This window comes from Amycolatopsis kentuckyensis (assembly GCF_041679295.1).
Classification (GTDB): Bacteria; Actinomycetota; Actinomycetes; order Mycobacteriales; family Pseudonocardiaceae; genus Amycolatopsis; species Amycolatopsis kentuckyensis_A.
Map to the genome: position 1 here is coordinate 24804 of NZ_JBGDMD010000012.1, position 18210 is coordinate 43013.

Here is an 18210-nt window from a genome sequence, read left to right on the forward strand (position 1 = left end):
AGCCGGTGACCGGGTGCCTGAGCACCCCGCCCATGCGCACGGCACGCGGAGCGGCCCGACGCCTGCCGGGCACGGTCTCCAAAGATACCCGCCCGGGTCCGGACGGAACGCGGCGGGGGGTCTGAAGGTCGGCGAACCTCCAGCCTACCTCTCGACACCGCCCGGCCGGGGGATGTTCCGGAGTCCGGTCACGGTGGCGTGGTTTCCCCGCCTGGTTTCCCGGATTCCCGGGTGGTTCGTGCGCCCGGCGCGGACTCCCCCGCACCGATTCCAACACCGTGGGCCTCGGGAATGTTCCGCGGCCGGGGTGGGTCGGCCGGGCTCCGCGGTTCCGGCCTCGCCGGCGGTCTTGAATGAGTCGTTCAGGACCTCCGAAGACCTGAATGAGTCATTCAAGACCGCGGCACCCGGCGAGTGGCGGCCTCGTGAGCGGCTCTCGAGGTGAGAAGGCTCGGCCCGGCTCGCCGGCTCAGCCGGGCGGATTCGGCGCGGCCAGGAACCCGGCGAGCGCCGACCCGCCGAGCGGCCCTCAAGACCAGGCTTGGCCCGGCTCGCCGGCTCAACCGGGCGAATTCGACCCGGCCGGGAACCCGGCGAGCCGGCCGGGCGGCCCTCCAGCTCACTTCGCGCGAGCGCCGGCCCGCCGAGCGGCCCTCCAGCTCACTCGGCCCGGCCGGGGCCGCCCGGCTCAGCCGGCCGGGGTCCGGCCAGCACTCCCAGCGCTGCCCCCGGCCCCTCCGGCTCAGTCCTCGTCGGGCTTCGCGTGGTCCGGCTTGCCCGGGTTCGGGTCGCGCGAGAGGTCGATCAGCGGGTGCACCCCGGCGCCCTCCGGGGCCGCGTGGCTGCCCGTCGACTTCGGCTCTTCGTCGGGCCGGCCGGCCCCTTCGCTGCTGCTCATCACGCACTCCTAGCGCTGTTCCCCTGCTTCCCCTTGCGGCCGCAACCTACCCATTACCCGACCGGGTGATGCAGCGGGATCGGATCCGGCGTTCCGTGCGTCACACCGTCGCCGAGGGGCCACGATGAGTGGCGGGCAGCATGCGAACGGGAGGGGACGAAGGGCATGGCGGCCGAGTTCGACCAGCTGGTAGCGGAGTTCGAGCGGTTCCAGTCGGGCATCCGGAACGTCGACGACCGGTTCGCCGGCCTCGGCGCGATGCAGCAGCAGCTGACCGAGCTGCGGGCGAGCGCGTCCTCGCCGGACGGGGGCGTGACCGTCGTCACCGGGCCCGGCGGTGCGGTCCTCGACGTCAAGTTCACCGACGCCGCGCTCGCGAAAGGCCCGCAAGCCCTGTCCGCGGCCCTCATGACGACCCTGCGGGAAGCCGTCGGCGAGGCCGCGCGGCGGCAGGTCGTGCTCGTCCAGGAGCACCTCGGCGACGAGCTCGGCCTCGTCGACCAGGTCCTCGAGACCCAGGCCGAAGCCTTCGGAACCACCGTCGAGGAACTGCGGTCGAAGCTCACGAGGGAAGAGGAAGAGGCGGCGCCGGAGGACTTCTCCGAACAGCGCGTCCTCCGACAAGCCGACACACCCCCGCCACCGCCCGCGAGTGGCGGGTCCGCGGGCGACACCTTCCTGAAGAACCTGTTCGACGAGGAGGACTGATGCCCGACGGAGCCGGCGGTTACCGGGTGGAGGTCGACGCGCTGCGCAAGTACGTCGGCGTCCTCGGCAAGTACCAGGACCAGGGAGCCAAGTTCACCGAAAAGGTCGGCCAGTCCGACGTCGGCGACAAGTCGTGGGGCGTCGTCGGCCTGTTCACCAAGCACGGGTACGACGAAACGCTGCACGAGCTGCGCGACCTGCTGGCGTCGATGGCCGAGGGCCTGACGTCCGCGCAGGCGAAGTTCACCGACGCGGCGAACGTCTACCAAGGCACCGAGGACGACCACAAGGCGTTCTTCGGCCAGGTCGAGGTCCTGCTCGACGGCCCGAAGAAGCCGTAGGGGGATCGATGGCGGAGTTCCAGGACGTCGCGAGCGGCGTCAACGTCAAGAGCGACGACCCCACGACCGTGCTCGGCGTCAACGTCGACAACGCGGTCAAGGCGACGCCCTTCGTGGGGAGCGCCGTGACCGTCGGCAAGGACGTCGTCTCCGTGGTCAAGGCCGCCGCCGCGCCGCACCCGGACGGCGTCGACATCGCCCTCGGGCTCGGCACGATCGCGACCGACACGACGAGCTTCATCCAGTCGAGCGCGAGCACGATCACCGACATCGCCACCGACCCGCTCGGCTGGCTCGTCGGGCAGGGGCTGAACTTCCTGATCAGCGCGGTCCAGCCGATCCAGGACGCGATCCACTTCGTCAGCGGCGACGGCCCCGCGCTCGGCATCGCCGCGGACAACTTCAACGCCATCGCCACCGGGCTCGACCAGCTGGCGAAGAACTTCGCCGAGGTCGCCGACACCTCCCTGGCCGGCTGGCAGGGCGACGCCGGCGACGCCGCACGCCGGTCGCTCGGCGAGTTCGCCCACGGCATCGGCGGCGTCTCCGCGAAGTCCGGCGACCTCGCGCAGATGCTGCAGCTGAGCAGCATGCTGATGAGCTTCGTCGAGGACCTGATCAAGGCGATCCTCACCGAGCTGGTCACCTGGTTGATCATGATCTGGATCCCGGCGCTGGCCGCCGCGGTGCCCACCTGCGGGGCGTCGGTCGCCACCGCGGGCACGGCGTCGGAGGTCAAGCTCGGCACGACCACCGCGAAGACGACGCAGAAGGTGTCGAAGGTCCGCGAGCTGCTGCAGAAGATCCTCGACTGGCTGCAGAAGATGAAGGCCAAGCTGGCGGCGACGAAGCTGGGCAAGGTGTTCGCCGACGGGAAGACCGCGAAGAAGCTGGGCGAGATCGCCGAGCGGGACGCGGGCATGAGCCTGGTCGGCAAGCTCAAGGGCGCCGAAGGGATGATCGGCAAGCGGGCCGGGAAGAACGCGCTGGCCGAGATGGCGAAGAAGGGCGGCGAGGCCGCGGCCAAGGGTGTCCTCGGGTTCAACCCGGCCAAGCCCGGCGACAACCCGGCCAAGACGCTCAACGACCACCTCGGCAAGCTCAACAGCCACGTCAAGAACGCCAAGAAGGCGAGCGACTACGGCGAAACGGGCCGGCACCAGCCGGACGACGAGACGCGCGAGGACCTGGACTTCTGATGCTCGTGGTGGTGATCGTCCTGATCGCGGCGGTGTTCGCGGGCGCGGCCGCGATCTGGTGGCGGTCGCACGCGAAGTTCGTCGAAGGCCGCAAGGAGCACTGGTTCAAGGCGTTCGCGGCCGAGCGCGGCGGGGTCTTCGACAGCGGGGTGCCCAGCGACCCGCGGGCGACGCCGACGTTCGGGGTGCGCCACCCGAGCGGCCGCCCGCTGGCCGGGAGCCACACGACGTGGGTCGAGTTCCGCCACCAGGACCGCCCGGTCATCGCCGTCGACGCCCAGGAGCCGTACCGGCACTTCGACGACCACACCCACTTCCGCGACATCCACGTCACGCAGGTGCGGGTGCCGCCGTGCCCGGAGCTGCGGATCACCGGTGGGCAGGTGTCGATGCCCACCGACGCGCGGCTCGAAGGCGAGCTGGCCCGGTGGCTGGCGGCCAACCCGCGGTTCGCGCGGCGGGACGTCGTCGTCGAGCACGGCTCCGCGCGGACGTGGGGGCCGGGCTGCGCGACGCGGCAGAACATCGTGGCCGAGGCCGGCTACCTCGCCGGCCTGGCGGACAGCCTGCCCGCGGCGCTGTGGAGCGTCAGCGGCGGCGCGTAGTGAGGTGCGTCAGGCCCGCCGACAACGCGAACACCAGCCCCAGTCCCACGATGTAGGGGCCGGCCAGCAGGGCGAACCCCGCGCCGATGTTGGCGTCGGCCTGCTCGTCCGACTGGAAACCGATCGCCCCCACCGACAGCAGGATCGCGCCTGCCGTGATCAGCAGGACGGCCACCACCGTCAGGCGCTTCGTGACAGTCGTCATGTCCTCATGGTGCCCGGGGAAGGCCGAATTCGCTGGACAGCGACCGCAGGATGAGGACGTGAACTGGAAGATCACCCAGATCGACGTCGCCCACCCGGCCGCCGTCGCGATCATGCGCGACTACATGGACGAAGTCGCTTCGCGCTACTACGGGCGTCCGATCACCGAAGCGGAGCTCACGCACTACGTCGCCGAAGAGCCGGGCACCGACCTGGTGCCGCCCACCGGGGCGTTCCTCGTCGGGCACCTCGGCGGGGAAGTCGCGGGCTGCGCCGGGACCCGGGTCGTCGCGCCGGGGATCAGCGAGCTGACCAAGGTCTTCGTCAAGCCGGCCCACCGGGGCACCGGCGGCGCGCCCGCACTGGTGGCGGCCGCCGAGGAAGCCGCGCGGCGGCTCGGTTCCCGGCTCATGCGCCTGGACACGCGTCACGACTTGGTCGAAGCCCGCGCGCTCTACGCGAAGGTCGGCTACGTCGAGGTCGAGCCGTTCAACGACGGGCAGTTCGCCGAGCACTGGTTCGCGAAAGCCCTCAGCTGACGCACGCGGCGACTTCGCCGGGCGCCGACTTCTGCGTCTTCACCACCCGGCCGCCGACCGTGACCCGGCATTCGACCGCGCCGCTCCCCTGCCCGAGCAGCTGGATCGACCCCGGCGCCGCCCAGCTGAGTTCCTTCCGCCACGGCAACGGGACCGCGAGCTCCTGGTGGACCAGGCCGAGGCCGTTCGAGTCGTAGACGACGGTCGCCGTGCCGGTGCCGGTCAGCTCGTAGGTCACCTGGTAGCCGGCCGGCGCCGGCGGGGTCGAGGTGGACGTCACCGTGGCCATGATCGTGCGCGGCGGCACCGACGACAGCGACGGCTCCCCCACCACGGCGACCTGCGGCGACGGCGGCGGCGAGCCGTCGTCGCCGAGGATGAAGATGCCCGCGGTCACCGCGGCGATCGCGATCACGGCGATGCCGAGCCTGCCCACCAGCTGCCGGTTCATGGGGACTCCCAGGGAAAAGAGGGCGGCCCCTCGGACGCGAGGGGCCGCCGGCGGGTCAGAAGGAGGGCAGGAGCTTGCCCGGCACGCCGTTGATCGACTGGATCAGGCCGAGCACCGGGACGCCGAGCGGCGCGAACGTCCAGATGTTGTTCAGGCCGCTGGTGTCCGGCTCGTCGACCACGACGACCCCGGGGGCGTCGGCCGCGAGCGCGGGCGCCGCCGCGCCGAACAGGGCCGCACCGGTGAGGATCGCGACAGCGAGGATCTTCTTCATGGGTTCTCTGCCTTTCAGGAAACAGCGGTGATCAGGTCGAAGACGGGCGCGAGCAGGTCGACCGGCTGGCCGATCGGGCCGAGCACGCTGCCGAGGTCGACGCCGGGGACGAGCCAGACGGAACCGTCGGTCGGGTCGGCGGACGCCACACCGGCGGCGAGGCCGGTGAACGCCGTCGCCGCGACGAGCGGCAGCAGCACGCGGGCAGCAAGACGCTTCATGCTTTTCCTTTCCTCTCAAGGTTTTTTCAGCGGAGAACCGACGTGATCGGCACGATGGTTCCGTCGGGGACCCACTGGCCCGCGTAGTCGCGGTCCATCACCATTCCGGTGGCGTGGGGTTCGGTGGGGTACATCGGCATGGCGTTTACCTGGGCAGCAGCGAAGATCTGCACGGCTCCGGCCGAGTGGTCGGCGCCGAGCCAGGTCCGGAAGCCGCCGAGCGTGGGGCTTTCGCCGCCGAAGCGGTCGCCGACCGCCACGGCGTACCCGACCGCGGTCGCCTCCCGCGGGTCGAACCGCAGCGGCAGCGACGCGCTCGCGACGGCGTTGACGATCGGCCCGTTCAGCAGCCACGGCGCCAGGTAGAGCCCGTACTGGTGGGTGGGTTCGAGGCGCTGCAGCTCGGCCGCCCGCGTCATCGCCGTGTACCCGGCGGCCCAACCGGAGACGACGACGAGCGCGGTGTCGGGTCCGGCGTCCGGCCGCACGGCCAGCCCGGTCCGCGCCGCCGTCTCGCGCACCAGCTTCGCGGCGGCGACCCCGCGCGGGGAGTCGTCTTCGACGAGCGTGAGCGCGGACGGCTTGCGCCCGGCGAGGAACTCGACGAGCTTGACCAGCGCGCCGCTGTCTTCCGGCGTCAACGCGTCGGACGGGCACGCGCTCAGCACGTCGGTGCGGCCGGCGACCAAGCCGCCGAGCGCCGCCGACGCGCATTCCGGCGCGTCCGCCTCGGCGATCGCCGGGCCGGGTGCGGTCCCGGCGTCGACCTCGACGACCGTCGTCGTGGCGCCGTGGCGGATCTCCAGGTCGCTGCGGCCGGGCGGTAGGTCGACATCGGCCCACGTCCCCTCGGCGCCGGGCCGCGCGACGGCCTTGGTGACCAGGCCCCCGCGCACGCCGGCGGCGAGGTCGTCGCCCGCGCTCGCCGGGAAGTGGACGACGTTGTGACCCGGCCGCTGCGGGCTGACGAGCACCGGGAACCCGGCCTCGTCGGCGAGCAGCGGCACGCCGGGCACGGGCAGCGGCGGCGGCGCCGGAATCGCGCCGAGCGCGGTCCACGCGAGGAACCCGAGCGCGACGGCGGCCGCGCCGAACCGGTAGGCGCGCTCGCGCAGGACCGCCGCGAGCCCGCCGACGACCAGCGGGAGGACCACGACGGCCAGCACCGCGAGCCCGAAGAGCGTCGAGTAGAGCCGCCGGTCGAACCCGAGGCCGGACACTCCGAACCGCACCGCACCGGCGAGGACCAGGAGCCCGCCGAGGGTGAGGGCCAGCGGCCCGGGCCGGATCGCCGCCCCCGGGACCGGCCCGTGGAGCGCGAACCCGAACCAGACGGCGGCCCCGGCGACGAACACCGAGTCGAGGGCGAACTCGACGCCGGACCCGCCGAGCGAGGTTTCCAGCACCACCAGGACCAGCAGCGCGCCCGCCGCCCAGCGGCCCGCCGAGGGCCACCGGACGAGGATCGGCACCGCCACCGCGAGCACGACGTGGATCGCGAGCGCGACGACGTTGATGTCGACGGCGAAAGCCGACACCACCGCGAGCAGTGCCGAAAGCCCACCGAGGGCGTAGAGCGTGCGGCGAGCCGGCACCGGCCCCCGCACCAGGCCGCCGCCGGCGAGGAACGCCGTCGACAGCAGCAGGGCCAGCCGGAGCACCAGCGCCACGACGTCCACAGTGGACGAACCGGTGGGCGCGGAGTGGTCGTGTTCCATCGGGACCTTCCGGGAAGAGGCGGGCGGGGCCGCGGGACGGCCCCGCCCGCGTCGGCTACTTGACGTTCGCGTCCGCGACCACGAACAGCTCGGAGTGCGGCTTGGCGTTGCCGAAGTCCCCGTGCGGCCACGACTTGCGGTTGAAGTTGATGCCGACCTGGCCGGTGAACTCGTCCCGGAAGTTCGAGTCGACCGAGACCTTCCCGTCCGGGCCGAGGTTCAGCAGGTTGACCTTGTGGTCACCGTCCAAACCGGACCGCGCGACGAAGTAGTTCGACACCGCGAGGTGCTGCGGCGACGTCGTTTCGTGGTAGAAACCGTCGTCGCCGAGCACGAAGTTGTCGTAGGCGCCCCAGTGCGGGCCCGCGCCCGGCGTGCCGGGGTTGATCGGGGCCGCGCCGACGACGGTCGGCAGGTCGCCGCCCCCGCCCTGCTGCGCCTTCGCCTTCGTGTCGACCCGGCCTTCGATGTCCTCGATCCGGTCGCCGGCGTTGACCAGCTTCTGGATGTCGAGGACGTAGACGCCGCCGGTCGTGCCCGGGTCGTCGGCCGAGAGGGTGCCCTTCTGCCGCCCGACGATCGCGCGGTAGAGGTACTTGTCGTCCGGGCTCGTCTGGATCCAGCCGCCGTTGGAGCTGGCGCCGTTCGAGTCGTTGTTCGCGTAGATGGACTTGTTCGCGGCGCCGTCGTCGAACACCTCGATCCAGTGCGGCTCGGCCGCGGTGATGTCCGGCGTGTAGAACACCGCGCCGCCCTGCATGGTCTGGGCGAACGCGCCCTTGTGCCCCGGCAGGTTGGTCACCGTGGTCTCCATGACCGCGCGGCTCTCGGCGTGCAGCGGGTCGGCGGGATCGGCGCGCGGGCCGTCCTGCAGGTACGACACCGCCTTCAGCTTCGGGTGGTTGCGGTCGGAGATGTCCCAGGTCCGCACGGTCGGCCGGCGCAGGTACGGCGACGGCTGCTTGACCGGGTCGAGGATGATGTTGCGCGGCTCGGCGTAGTCGGACGTGACGAGCGTGTTCAGGTCCTCGCGGGCCTGGACCCCGTGCGGGTTGGCGCAGGTGGGCGTGCCCAGCTGCGGCAGGTTGTCGCAGAGCTTCTTGTTGTCGCCCTGCGGGGTCGCCGCCGGGGACTCCGAGAGCACCTGCGCGTTCTGTCCGAAGTGGACGACCTCGCCGGGGCTGCCCGCGAAGCCGTTGCCGATCTGGGTGGAGCCGTCGGCGTAGGCGTGCGGGCCGGGCACGACCGGCCCGCCCATGTACGTGCCGTACGCGGTGCCGTCCTTGAGCACCCAGTAGGCGTCCGGGACGCTTCCGCCGAGCGTGTTGGTCGGCAGGCTGACGCCCTTGAGCTTCAGCTGCGGCAGCGCGCTGACGTCGAAGGCGTACGTCGCCGCGGCGAACAGCGCCCCGGCGTAGATCGTGTCGCCCTTGTGCCACACGTACTGCATGTGGTGCGGCTCGTTCTCGACCAGCGGCCCGACGGTGGCGGTGTTGACGACCTTGCCGTACGTCGGCGAACCCTGCGTCGCGTCGATGACGGCGAGGAAGTCCGGGCCGGGCAGGGCGTTCTTGAGCTTGTTGAGCCCGCCGCCGAGCGTGCCCGGCAGGTTCTTGACGTCCTTGACGAGCGTGTCGGCGATGTTCTCGTCACCGGCCCAGACGAGCAGCCACTTCTTGGGCGTGCCGCTCTCCGAGCGCGCGAGATCCTTGGTCACCAGGTGGTTCTGCACCCAGTACTGCTTGCCGTCGGACGCGGTCTTCGCGTCGGTGACGGTCTGGACGTCGGCGTAGGCGCCGGTGGACGAACCGGTGTACGTGACCGCGCCGGCCGCGAGAGCGAGCGCCGCGGCGCCGGTCACCACCTTTCGCCACCGGCCCGGACGCGACGGAGTTGATCGCATGGTTCTCCCTGTTCTTCTGCGCACGGATGGAAACCGTTGGGACACAACGGAAAGCTGACGTCAGCCGACCTGGACGGGATATTCGCGCCAAGCGGGCGAAGGGTCCAGCCGTGATCAAAGAATGAGAACCGACCCGAAAGGGTTAATCTCCCACAAAGTGGGCCGACTTGACGCTCACTGCTGGGCCGAACGGGTGAGCGAGCGTCGCTAGACCAACCGGCGGTGTCACGGTTGGTCACAATGGCGCAGCCCCGGCGCCTGAACGCCGGGGCTGTTCGTTATTAATTCGTTATGACTTGCCGGGAACTCCGGTCAGAGTTTGGTGCCGCAGTCCGAGCAGAACAGCGCTCCCGGTTTGTTGGCCTCGCTCCCGCAGCCGCCGCAGGCGACCTTGAGCGCCAGGGAGGTGCCGCAGGACGAGCAGAACTTCCCGCCGTCGGCCTTCAGGCCGCAGCCCGGGCAGGTCACCTTGGCGCGGGTGTCGATGTCGAGGCCGCTGGTCCAGTCCTTCTCGCGGGCCTTGTCCCAGATCTGGTCGCGCTGCGCGGACGCCTGCGCGCGCGAAATCTCCTCGGCGACGCTCGGCGAGCAGCGCAGGCACTGGCCGATCTCCTCGTTCCAGCACTGGTCCTGGCACATCCAGTCGCCGCAGCCGCGGCACTGGCGGAAGCTCGGGGTGATCTCCTTTACCGCCGCTGCCAGCGCCTTGTCCTTGGCGGGTGAGTTGGTCGCGCGGTCGTAGCGCCACTGGTCGGCCGAGTTGCTCAGGTCTCGCAGCGTGCCGCCGAAGAACGACCCGACCGCGCGAAGCACGCTTCGCCCGGTCTCGACGTTGTCGCGCTGGAAGGCGGATCGATAACCGTTGCCGCAGCGTTCGCACCGGAACTCGAACTGGTACCCCTGCGTGTTGGAGAGGTCCGAGAAGTTGTCCGTGAAGGGCACAGAGTCAGCCACGGCCCATCTTCGCCAGCGCACCGCACGTCCGGCGAGGACAGATTTGCCGACAACGACCCGGCTACCGGCCGTTACGGGATGCCGGCAGGGCCAACGGAAGCAGCGCCAGAACACCGCCGACGACCGCCACGAGCGCGTACCCGCCCCCGGCGAACAGCTGTCCTGACCCCAAACCGGCCAACGCGGACGCCGACCAGACCACCGCGTCCACCGTGCCCTGCACCCGGCTGCGCGTCTCCGGCGCGAGGTCGCGGCTCAGCTGGGCGCTGCCGCCGACGAACACCAGGTTCCAGCCGTACCCGAGCAGGAACAACGCCACCGGCAGGCCGGACGCGTGCGCGGTCGGGGCCGCGAGCGCGGTCGCCGTCGAGAGCGCCAGGACACCGAGACCCGCGTTGATCGTCACGCGTGGGCCCCAGCGGTCGGCGATCCGGCCGGACAGCGGCGCCAGCGCGAACATGCCGAACAGGTGCGCGCTCAGCACCCAGCCGACGACGTCGAGCCCGTGCCCGTGGTCCTCCAGCTGCACCGGCGTCATCGTCATGACGGCGACCATCGTGAGCTGGGCGGCGACCATCGCGACCAGCGGCCGCGCGACGCCGGTCGCGCACACCGGCCCGGCCACCGGCTTCTCCCGTGGGAGCGGGACATGCCGCGGGAGGAACGCGGCCGCCAGTGCCGCGCCCGCCGTGGCCAGCACGGCGACCGCGACCGGCCCGGACAGCGCCGGCCGGCCGAAGCCGGTGGCGACGGCCGCCGCCGGGGCCATCAGCGCCGGCCCGGCGAGCGCCCCGATGGTCCCCGCCCAGACGACGTTCGAGAGCGCGCGGCCCCGGCGTTCCTCGGGGTAGAGGTCCGCGGCCAGGTAGCGCGACAGCTGCGCGCCGCCGTTGCCGAGGCCGACCAGCAGGATGCCCAGCAGCAGCGGCACGAGCGACGTCGTCAGCGCGGCGGCGAACGCGACCAGCGCCCCCGCCGCGGCGACGGCGTAACCGGCGCTCAGCACGCGACGACGGCCGTGGCCCGGCAGCAGCAGGCCCGCGCCCAGCGCGCCGGCGGCCGTGCCGAGCACGTTCGCGACGCTCGGCAGGCCGCTCCACCCCGGCCCGCTGCCGGCCGCGACGATCAGCGTCGCCGCCGTGCTCAGGCCGACCGTCGCCGTGTTGAGCAGCGCGACGCCGGCGAACAGCGCTCCCACGGACCGGGCCCGGCCGGTCACCGTCAAAGTCCCCATGACCAGCAACTTTAGGAACTCCCGACGATCTTTCGAAGGGGCGGTGAACGGCAAATCCGTGGCCACGGCCGTGGGCTGCAGGCCGACGGGCGGTTGTCGTTCAAGGAGCTCGGCCGCCGGATCAACCTGTCGGCGCCGGCGGTCGCCGAGCGAGTGCGGCGGCTGGAGGAGACCGGGGTGATCACCGGCTACCGCGCGCAGGTCGACGCGCGGCGCGCGGGCCAGCCGCTGCAGGCGTGGTCGTGACCGGTCTGGCGGCTGCGCGGCCGGAGCCCGGCTGATAGACGAGAGGGATGCCGATCTTCCGCGTCTTCGCCGTCGCCCTGGCCGCCTTGGCCGGGGTCGCCGTCCCCGCTCCCGCTCAAGCCGCCCCGGTTTCCGGTTTCGTCGCGCTGTCCGAGGTGGCACCGTCGATCCTGCAGGACATCCGCTACGCGACCCGGCACAACTTCGTCGGGCAGCGGATCGACGGGTACCTCGAGCCGACCTGCATCCTGACCCGTCAAGCGGCCGACGGACTGCGGCAGGCCCAGGCGCGGGTGCTCCGGCAGGGTTACACGCTCAAGGTGTACGACTGCTACCGCCCGCAACGCGCGGTCGACCACTTCGTGCGGTGGGCGAAGGACCTCGACGACGAGAAGATGAAGGCCGAGTTCTACCCGAACGTCGAGAAGGACCGGTTGTTCGCCGACGGGTACATCGCGGAGAAGTCCGGCCACAGCCGCGGCAGCACGATGGACCTCACGCTGGTGAAGCTCCCGCCACGCCACCAGCGGCCGTACCGTCCCGGTGAGCCGCTGAAGCCGTGCTTCGCGCCGCAGGACCAGCGGTTCCCGGACAACATGGTCGACATGGGCACGGGTTACGACTGCTTCGACCCGCTGGCCCACACGGACAACCCGGCGATCACGGGAGTGGCGCGGACGAACCGCGACGTGCTGCGTGACGCGATGACGGCGGCGGGCTTCCGCAACCTGCCCGAGGAGTGGTGGCACTTCACGCTGAACGGCGAGCCGTTCCCGGACACGTACTTCGACTTCCCGGTGTCCCGCTGCAGCCTGCGCTGAGCCGCGAAAGCGCCCGTCGGTCCACTGTGGACCGACGGGCGCTTGTCGTCGGTCAGGCCGAGCGCCGGCGGCGGGCGCCGAGCACCAGGCCACCGCCGAGCGCGAGGGCGAGCAGCGCGAGCGCGCCGAGCCCGAGCGCGTCGACGCCGGTGCTGGCGAGGCCGCTGCCGCTTTCACCGCCCCCGCTACCGCCGGCCGCGCCGGTGGTCGACGTCGGGGTGGGGGCGGTGCAGTCCGCCGGGTTGGTGGGCACGGCCGGCGCCGGGGCCGCACCCTGCTCGGCGTCGATCCGCCACACGCGGTGGTTCTCCGGCGGGCCCCAGACGTCGATCGTCACCGGGTTGTACTGGATCTTCCAGCCCTTCGGCGGCACGAAGAACAGCTGGTAGTCAGGCCCCGGCGCGACATCGCGGAACTCGAAGTGCCCCTTCGCGTCGGTGGTCCGCTCGCCGGTGACCGGGCAGTGCTGATCGGACACCAGCACGACCTTGACCCCGGCGAGGCCCTGCTTCACCTGGCCCTGGTCGTCGTAGACACCGACATTGCCTTCGACGATCGCCTTTGCTCCCGGAACCGCGGCCTGGGCGCGGGCCTGCGCGTGGTTCTCGATGTCGACCTCGTCGTAGCCGAAGTCGCAGGCGGCGACCACGATGCCGCGGTTGAAGGCGGCGGCGGGCACGGCCTCGGTCACGTCGAAGGTGCGCGTCGCACCCGGCGCGATCGTCACCCCGTCCCCGGCGAGGTCACCCCAGCCCTTGCCGCGGCCGCTCAGCATGTACGAGTCGCCGATCCGGTTGCAGGCGGCGGTGATGCCGGTGAGCGGGATCGGGCCGGAGTTCGACAGCGTCACGGTGACGTGGGCCGGTTCGCCGACCTGGTAGCTGTCCTTCGCGAAGGCCATCGACGCCTTGAGCGCGCCGTTCAACGGCGGTGCCCCGCGCACCTCCAGGTGGGTGTCCGCGCCGATCCGGACCACCCGGAACGGGATCAGCCAGCCGTCGACGACCTCGCCGCCGATGAAGTACTCCGCACCGGGGACGTCGAAGACGATCTTCCCGTCGGGGCCGCTCGTGGCGGTGTGCGTGGCACTGCCGTTGACGTACCGCAGGGTGAGCTTGGCGCCGGCCAGTTCCTCGCCGGCCTCGCGCTTGCCGTTGCCGTTCTTGTCGCCGTAGACGAAGCCTTCGGCGTGACCGGGCGCCGGCACGACCTTCGCCTCCGCGGAGAACTCGCCGACGCCGAAGTGGGTCGCGTCGAAGACGACGCCCCGCAGGACGGTGGTGGTCTGGTCGACCTCCCGGACCTTCCCGGTGCCGTGGAGCTCGAAGGACTTGCCGGGCTCGAGGTCGAGCCCGGGGTCGCTGGTCTTGAGCGGACCCCAGCCCGGGTCGTACGGGACGACCAGGTCGGTCGGCTCGATGATGTGCTGGGAAACCCAAAGGCCCTTCGCGGTCGTCGAGCCGGTGTTCGTCACCTTGAAGGTGAAGTGGACGTCCTCGTCGGTCTGGTAGGTGGTCTTGTCCAGCGCGACCGAGATTTCGACCTCGGCGCGTTGCACCGGCGCGGCCTGTTTCACCGGCGGCTTGCTTTCCGGTGCGCCGGAACTCGGCGGGCCGGACGTCGGCGCGGCCGAACTGCTCGGCGCTTCCGGCGTGACCGGCGCCGCGCTGGCCGGCGTCGGCTCCTCTGCCGCCCCGGCCGGACCGGCGAACCCGCCGGTCAGCAGCGCCGCGGCGGCGAACACGGCGAAACAACGCGCGAGGGGTCTCGCGCCTCTGGATTTGTTCACGAACAGTCACCCCTGAATACCCGTTGGAAACGCGCAAAGCCCCCGAACCGCGTGAACCGGGTCACTCTAGCGACATTCGGGAGGGGTGGAGGTGACATTTCCGAAACGGGAAAGGCCCCCGCCGGAAACCCGGCAGGGGCCTTTCTCGTTGACTCAGCTTCAGCGGAAGTCGCGGCCGAAGTCGTAGTCGTCCAGCGGCACCGCGGCACCGGTACCCGTACCGAACACGTCCGGGGTGTAGTAGCCGTCGTCGTAGGACGGGATCGCGTACGCCGCGACCCGGGCCTCTTCCGTCGGCTGCACCTGGATGTTGCGGTACTTGTTGATGCCCGTACCGGCCGGGATCAGCTTACCGATGATCACGTTCTCCTTGAGGCCCACGAGCTTGTCCGAGCGGCCGTTGATCGCCGCGTCGGTCAAGACTCGCGTGGTCTCCTGGAACGACGCCGCCGACAGCCACGAGTCCGTGGTGAGCGACGCCTTCGTGATCCCCATCAGCACCGGACGACCCGAAGCCGGCTCGCCGCCCTCGGCGACCGCGGCCCGGTTCGTCGCCTCGAACTTGGTCCGCTCGGGCAGCTCGCCCGGCAGGAAGTCCGTGGCACCGGAGTCGATGATCGTCACCCGGCGCAGCATCTGCCGGACGATGACCTCGATGTGCTTGTCGTGGATCGACACACCCTGCGCCCGGTACACCTTCTGGACCTCGTCCGTCAGGTGCATCTGCGCCTCGCGCGGCCCCATGACCCGCAGGACCTCGTGCGGGTCCGGCGTGCCTTCGAGCAGCTGCTGGCCGACGTTGACGTGGTCGCCGTCGCCCAGCGGGCCGTTCGGGGTGTTCGCGAGCCGCTGACGCTTGGACAGCTTGTCGAAGACGATCTCTTCGCCGCCGTCGTCCGGGATCAGCGTGATCTTCCAGAACCGCTCGCTCTCCTCGATGCGCACGCGGCCATCGACGTCGGCGATCGGCGCCTTGCCCTTCGGCACCCGAGCCTCGAAGAGCTCCTGGACACGGGGCAGACCGGTCGTGATGTCGTCACCGGCGACACCACCCTGGTGGAACGTACGCATCGTCAGCTGCGTACCCGGCTCACCGATCGACTGGGCCGCGACGATACCCACGGCCTCGCCGACGTCGACGAGCTGACCGGTCGCCATCGAGCGGCCGTAGCAGGTCGCGCAGATGCCGACGGCCGACTCGCAGGTCAGCACCGAGCGGACCTTGACCTTCGAGATGCCGCTGGAGAGCAGCTTGTCGATGGCCGGGTCGCCGATGTCGTCGCCCGCGTTCAGCACGACGTTGCCCTTGGCGTCCACCGCGTCCGTCGCGAGGTTCCGCGCGTAGACCGAGGTCTCGACGTGCTGGTCGCGCAGGACCTTGCCGTCGCCGATGTCCTCGCCGATCGGCATCATGATGCCGCGGGTGGTGCCGCAGTCGATCTCGCGGACGATGACGTCCTGCGAGACGTCCACCAGACGCCGGGTCAGGTAACCCGAGTCGGCGGTCCGCAGCGCCGTGTCCGCCAGGCCCTTCCGGGCACCGTGCGTCGCGATGAAGTACTCCGCCACCGACAGGCCTTCACGGAAGTTGGCCTTGATCGGACGCGGGATGTACTCACCCTTCGGGTTCGACACCAGGCCACGCATGCCGGCCAGCGACCGGACCTGCGTCATGTTGCCCGCCGCGCCCGACTTCACGATCATGGCGATCGGGTTGTCGTCCGGCAGCGCCGTCTCCATGATCTTGTGGACCTCTTCGGTGGCCTGCGTCCACACCTTGACGAGCTCGTTGTTGCGCTCGGTGTGCGACAGCTGACCGCGCTGGTAGCGCTTCTCCACCTGGGAGGCCTTGCCCTCGTACTCGTCGAGGATCGCGGCCTTGCCCACCGGGGTGAGCACGTCCGAGATGGCGACGGTGACGCCCGAGCGGGTCGCCCAGTAGAACCCGGCGTCCTTCAGGCGGTCCAGGGTCTGCGCGACCTGGGTCATCGAGTACCGCTCGGCGAGGTCGTTCACGATCGCGGCCTGACGCTTCTTCGGCATCGGCTCGTTGATGAACGGGTAGTCCGCCGGCAGCAGCTCGTTGAACAGCACGCGGCCCAGGGTCGTCTCGGCCAGCCACGCCTTGCCCGGCTCCCAGCCCTTCTCCGCCAGCGCCGCTTCGTCGGCCTTCGCCGGCTGACGGTCGGTGATGCGGATCTTGACCGGGGCGTGCAGGCTCAGCGCCTTACGGTCGAAGGCCATGATGGCTTCGGCCGGCGACGAGTACGCGTTGCCCGCGCCCTCGGCGTCCTCGGTCAGGCGGGTCAAGTGGAACAGGCCCGTGACCATGTCCAGCCGCGGCATGGCGAGCGGACGGCCCGACGCCGGCGACAGGATGTTGTTCGCCGACAGCATCAGGATCCGGGCCTCGGCCTGCGCCTCGGCCGACAGCGGCAGGTGCACCGCCATCTGGTCACCGTCGAAGTCCGCGTTGAACGCCTCGCAGACCAGCGGGTGCAGCTGGATGGCCTTGCCCTCGACCAGCTGCGGCTCGAAGGCCTGGATGCCGAGGCGGTGCAGCGTCGGCGCGCGGTTCAGCATCACCGGGTGGCCGGTGATGACCTCTTCCAGCACGTCCCACACCTGCGGCCGCGAGCGCTCCACCATCCGCTTGGCGGACTTGATGTTCTGCGCGTGGTTCAGGTCGACCAGCCGCTTCATGACGAACGGCTTGAACAGCTCGAGCGCCATGTCCTTCGGCAGACCGCACTGGTGCAGCTTCAGCTGCGGGCCGACGATGATGACCGAACGGCCCGAGTAGTCGACGCGCTTGCCGAGCAGGTTCTGGCGGAACCGGCCCTGCTTGCCCTTGAGGAGGTCGGACAGCGACTTCAGCGGCCGGTTGCCGGGGCCGGTGACCGGACGCCCGCGGCGGCCGTTGTCGAACAGCGCGTCGACGGCCTCCTGGAGCATCCGCTTCTCGTTGTTGACGATGATCTCGGGCGCGCCGAGGTCGATCAGCCGCTTGAGGCGGTTGTTCCGGTTGATCACCCGGCGGTACAGGTCGTTCAGGTCGGAGGTCGCGAAGCGGCCACCGTCCAGCTGCACCATCGGACGCAGGTCCGGCGGGATGACCGGGACGGCGTCGAGCACCATGCCGCGCGGGTCGTTGCCGGTGGCCTGGAACGCCGCGACGACCTTGAGCCGCTTCAGCGCGCGGAGCTTCTTCTGCCCCTTGCCGTTGCGGATCGTGTCGCGCAGGCTCTCGGCCTCCGCGGCGACGTCGAACTCGGTGGCCAGCTTCTGGATGGCCTCCGCGCCCATGCCGCCGGTGAAGTACTCGCCGTAGCGGTCGACGAGCTCGCGGTAGAGCAGCTCGTCGGCGATCAGCTGGCGGGTGTCCAGCTTCGTGAAGGTCGTCCAGACCTCCTCGAGGCGGTCCAGCTCGCGACCGGCGCGGTCACGCAGCTGGCGCATCTCGCGCTCGCCGCCCTCCTTGACCTTGCGGCGGACGTCGGACTTGGCGCCCTCCGCCTCCAGCTCGGCCAGGTCGGCTTCCAGCTTCTGCGCGCGGGCCTCGATGTCCGCGTCACGCTTGGTCTCGAGGTTCTTGCGCTCGACGCCGATCTCGTTCTCGAGGGTCGGCAGGTCGTTGTGGCGCAGCTCCGTGTTCACGCCCGTGATGACGTAAGCAGCGAAGTAGATGATCTTCTCGAGGTCCTTCGGCGCCAGGTCCAGCAGGTAGCCGAGGCGCGAGGGAACACCCTTGAAGTACCAGATGTGGGTGACCGGGGCGGCCAGCTCGATGTGGCCCATCCGCTCGCGGCGCACCTTGGCGCGGGTCACCTCGACGCCGCAGCGCTCACAGATGATGCCCTTGAAGCGGACGCGCTTGTACTTGCCGCAGTAGCACTCCCAGTCCCGGGTCGGACCGAAGATCTTCTCGCAGAAGAGGCCGTCCTTCTCGGGCTTGAGCGTCCGGTAGTTGATGGTCTCCGGCTTCTTGACCTCGCCGTACGACCACTGACGGATGTCGTCGGCCGTGGCGAGACCAATGCGGAGCTCATCGAAGAAGTTGACGTCCAGCACGTCTAGATCCCCTTGGGGTTGTTTCGGCTAGAAG

The 18210-nt window shown here is 70.8% G+C and carries 17 protein-coding genes and 1 pseudogene; 7 read left to right on the plus strand and 11 right to left on the minus strand.

The features are described from left to right. Positions 1–742 precede the first annotated feature (742 nt). Positions 743–898, minus strand: a complete 156-nt coding sequence (locus tag ACERZO_RS40220; protein WP_086675507.1) for a hypothetical protein — start codon at positions 896–898, stop codon at positions 743–745. 165 nt (positions 899–1063) lie between these two features. On the opposite strand from ACERZO_RS40220, the gene ACERZO_RS40225 reads away from it, so the two are divergent. The 4 genes from ACERZO_RS40225 to ACERZO_RS40240 are packed head-to-tail and all read left to right on the plus strand — an operon-like array spanning position 1064 to position 3751. Continuing rightward, on the plus strand, positions 1064–1606 hold the full coding sequence (locus tag ACERZO_RS40225; protein ID WP_372671246.1) for a YbaB/EbfC family nucleoid-associated protein: 543 nt from the start codon (positions 1064–1066) through the stop codon (positions 1604–1606). Continuing rightward, positions 1606–1947: an ESX-1 secretion-associated protein gene (locus ACERZO_RS40230; RefSeq protein WP_372671247.1), complete on the plus strand. Its 342-nt coding sequence runs from the start codon at positions 1606–1608 to the stop codon at positions 1945–1947. The genes ACERZO_RS40225 and ACERZO_RS40230 overlap by 1 nt, the downstream gene beginning before the upstream one ends. Before the next feature lie 8 nt (positions 1948–1955). Next, positions 1956–3146, plus strand: coding sequence for a hypothetical protein (locus ACERZO_RS40235; protein ID WP_372671248.1), 1191 nt, complete (start codon positions 1956–1958; stop codon positions 3144–3146). Then, complete coding sequence (locus tag ACERZO_RS40240; protein WP_372671249.1) at positions 3146–3751, plus strand: hypothetical protein; 606 nt, start codon at positions 3146–3148, stop codon at positions 3749–3751. Before ACERZO_RS40235 ends, ACERZO_RS40240 begins: the two co-directional genes overlap by 1 nt. Here ACERZO_RS40240 and ACERZO_RS40245 read toward each other — a convergent pair. Continuing rightward, positions 3735–3956, minus strand: a complete 222-nt coding sequence (locus tag ACERZO_RS40245; protein ID WP_372671250.1) for a hypothetical protein — start codon at positions 3954–3956, stop codon at positions 3735–3737. The two genes, ACERZO_RS40240 and ACERZO_RS40245, sit on opposite strands and share 17 nt — an antisense overlap. 58 nt (positions 3957–4014) lie before the next feature. Here ACERZO_RS40245 and ACERZO_RS40250 point away from each other — a divergent pair, with 58 nt between their 5' ends. Continuing rightward, positions 4015–4494 (plus strand): GNAT family N-acetyltransferase, encoded by a 480-nt coding sequence (locus ACERZO_RS40250; protein WP_372671251.1) that lies wholly within the window; start codon positions 4015–4017, stop codon positions 4492–4494. On the opposite strand, the gene ACERZO_RS40255 is transcribed toward ACERZO_RS40250, so the two are convergent. The 7 genes from ACERZO_RS40255 to ACERZO_RS40285 form a co-directional block, all read right to left on the minus strand. Next, positions 4487–4945 carry a hypothetical protein gene (locus tag ACERZO_RS40255; protein WP_372671252.1) on the minus strand — a complete coding sequence of 153 codons (459 nt, stop codon included), beginning with the start codon at positions 4943–4945 and terminating at the stop codon, positions 4487–4489. The genes ACERZO_RS40250 and ACERZO_RS40255 overlap by 8 nt on opposite strands. Before the next feature lie 55 nt (positions 4946–5000). Further along, on the minus strand, positions 5001–5219 hold the full coding sequence (locus ACERZO_RS40260) for a hypothetical protein (protein ID WP_372671253.1): 219 nt from the start codon (positions 5217–5219) through the stop codon (positions 5001–5003). A 14-nt stretch (positions 5220–5233) separates the two neighbouring features. Further along, positions 5234–5440 (minus strand): hypothetical protein, encoded by a 207-nt coding sequence (locus tag ACERZO_RS40265; protein ID WP_290062581.1) that lies wholly within the window; start codon positions 5438–5440, stop codon positions 5234–5236. Between the two features lie 26 nt (positions 5441–5466). Continuing rightward, positions 5467–7158 (minus strand): hypothetical protein, encoded by a 1692-nt coding sequence (locus tag ACERZO_RS40270; protein ID WP_372671254.1) that lies wholly within the window; start codon positions 7156–7158, stop codon positions 5467–5469. A gap of 55 nt (positions 7159–7213) precedes the next feature. Further along, a complete protein-coding gene (locus ACERZO_RS40275) occupies positions 7214–9061 on the minus strand; it encodes a hypothetical protein (RefSeq protein ID WP_372671255.1) in 1848 nt (615 codons plus the stop codon). A 312-nt stretch (positions 9062–9373) separates the two neighbouring features. Then, positions 9374–10015 (minus strand): zinc ribbon domain-containing protein, encoded by a 642-nt coding sequence (locus ACERZO_RS40280; protein ID WP_372671256.1) that lies wholly within the window; start codon positions 10013–10015, stop codon positions 9374–9376. A 61-nt stretch (positions 10016–10076) separates the two neighbouring features. After that, a complete protein-coding gene (locus ACERZO_RS40285) occupies positions 10077–11249 on the minus strand; it encodes an MFS transporter (RefSeq protein WP_372671257.1) in 1173 nt (390 codons plus the stop codon). Positions 11250–11276: 27 nt separating this feature from the next. Between ACERZO_RS40285 and ACERZO_RS40290 the strand changes: the two are divergent. Further along, positions 11277–11489: pseudogene (locus ACERZO_RS40290) on the plus strand (Lrp/AsnC family transcriptional regulator); the annotation flags it as partial. Positions 11490–11542: 53 nt separating this feature from the next. Beyond that, the gene (locus tag ACERZO_RS40295; RefSeq protein ID WP_372671258.1) at positions 11543–12316 is read left to right on the plus strand and encodes a M15 family metallopeptidase; all 774 of its coding nucleotides are present in this window, start codon (positions 11543–11545) and stop codon (positions 12314–12316) included. A 52-nt stretch (positions 12317–12368) separates the two neighbouring features. Here the strand turns inward: ACERZO_RS40295 and ACERZO_RS40300 are convergent, their stop codons facing one another. Both ACERZO_RS40300 and ACERZO_RS40305 read right to left on the minus strand, forming a co-directional pair. Beyond that, positions 12369–14105, minus strand: a complete 1737-nt coding sequence (locus ACERZO_RS40300) for a hypothetical protein (protein WP_372671259.1) — start codon at positions 14103–14105, stop codon at positions 12369–12371. Positions 14106–14264: 159 nt separating this feature from the next. Further along, positions 14265–18176, minus strand: a complete 3912-nt coding sequence (locus ACERZO_RS40305) for a DNA-directed RNA polymerase subunit beta' (protein WP_372671260.1) — start codon at positions 18174–18176, stop codon at positions 14265–14267. Between the last annotated feature and the right edge of the window lie 34 nt (positions 18177–18210).

Coding starts and splice junctions, on each gene's coding strand:
- ACERZO_RS40220 (WP_086675507.1), bottom strand. CDS start 898: ATGAGCAGCAGCGAAGGGGCCGGCCGGCCCGACGAAGAGCCGAAGTCG.
- ACERZO_RS40225 (WP_372671246.1), top strand. CDS start 1,064: ATGGCGGCCGAGTTCGACCAGCTGGTAGCGGAGTTCGAGCGGTTCCAG.
- ACERZO_RS40230 (WP_372671247.1), top strand. CDS start 1,606: ATGCCCGACGGAGCCGGCGGTTACCGGGTGGAGGTCGACGCGCTGCGC.
- ACERZO_RS40235 (WP_372671248.1), top strand. CDS start 1,956: ATGGCGGAGTTCCAGGACGTCGCGAGCGGCGTCAACGTCAAGAGCGAC.
- ACERZO_RS40240 (WP_372671249.1), top strand. CDS start 3,146: ATGCTCGTGGTGGTGATCGTCCTGATCGCGGCGGTGTTCGCGGGCGCG.
- ACERZO_RS40245 (WP_372671250.1), bottom strand. CDS start 3,956: ATGACGACTGTCACGAAGCGCCTGACGGTGGTGGCCGTCCTGCTGATC.
- ACERZO_RS40255 (WP_372671252.1), bottom strand. CDS start 4,945: ATGAACCGGCAGCTGGTGGGCAGGCTCGGCATCGCCGTGATCGCGATC.
- ACERZO_RS40260 (WP_372671253.1), bottom strand. CDS start 5,219: ATGAAGAAGATCCTCGCTGTCGCGATCCTCACCGGTGCGGCCCTGTTC.
- ACERZO_RS40265 (WP_290062581.1), bottom strand. CDS start 5,440: ATGAAGCGTCTTGCTGCCCGCGTGCTGCTGCCGCTCGTCGCGGCGACG.
- ACERZO_RS40270 (WP_372671254.1), bottom strand. CDS start 7,158: ATGGAACACGACCACTCCGCGCCCACCGGTTCGTCCACTGTGGACGTC.
- ACERZO_RS40275 (WP_372671255.1), bottom strand. CDS start 9,061: ATGCGATCAACTCCGTCGCGTCCGGGCCGGTGGCGAAAGGTGGTGACC.
- ACERZO_RS40285 (WP_372671257.1), bottom strand. CDS start 11,249: ATGGGGACTTTGACGGTGACCGGCCGGGCCCGGTCCGTGGGAGCGCTG.
- ACERZO_RS40295 (WP_372671258.1), top strand. CDS start 11,543: ATGCCGATCTTCCGCGTCTTCGCCGTCGCCCTGGCCGCCTTGGCCGGG.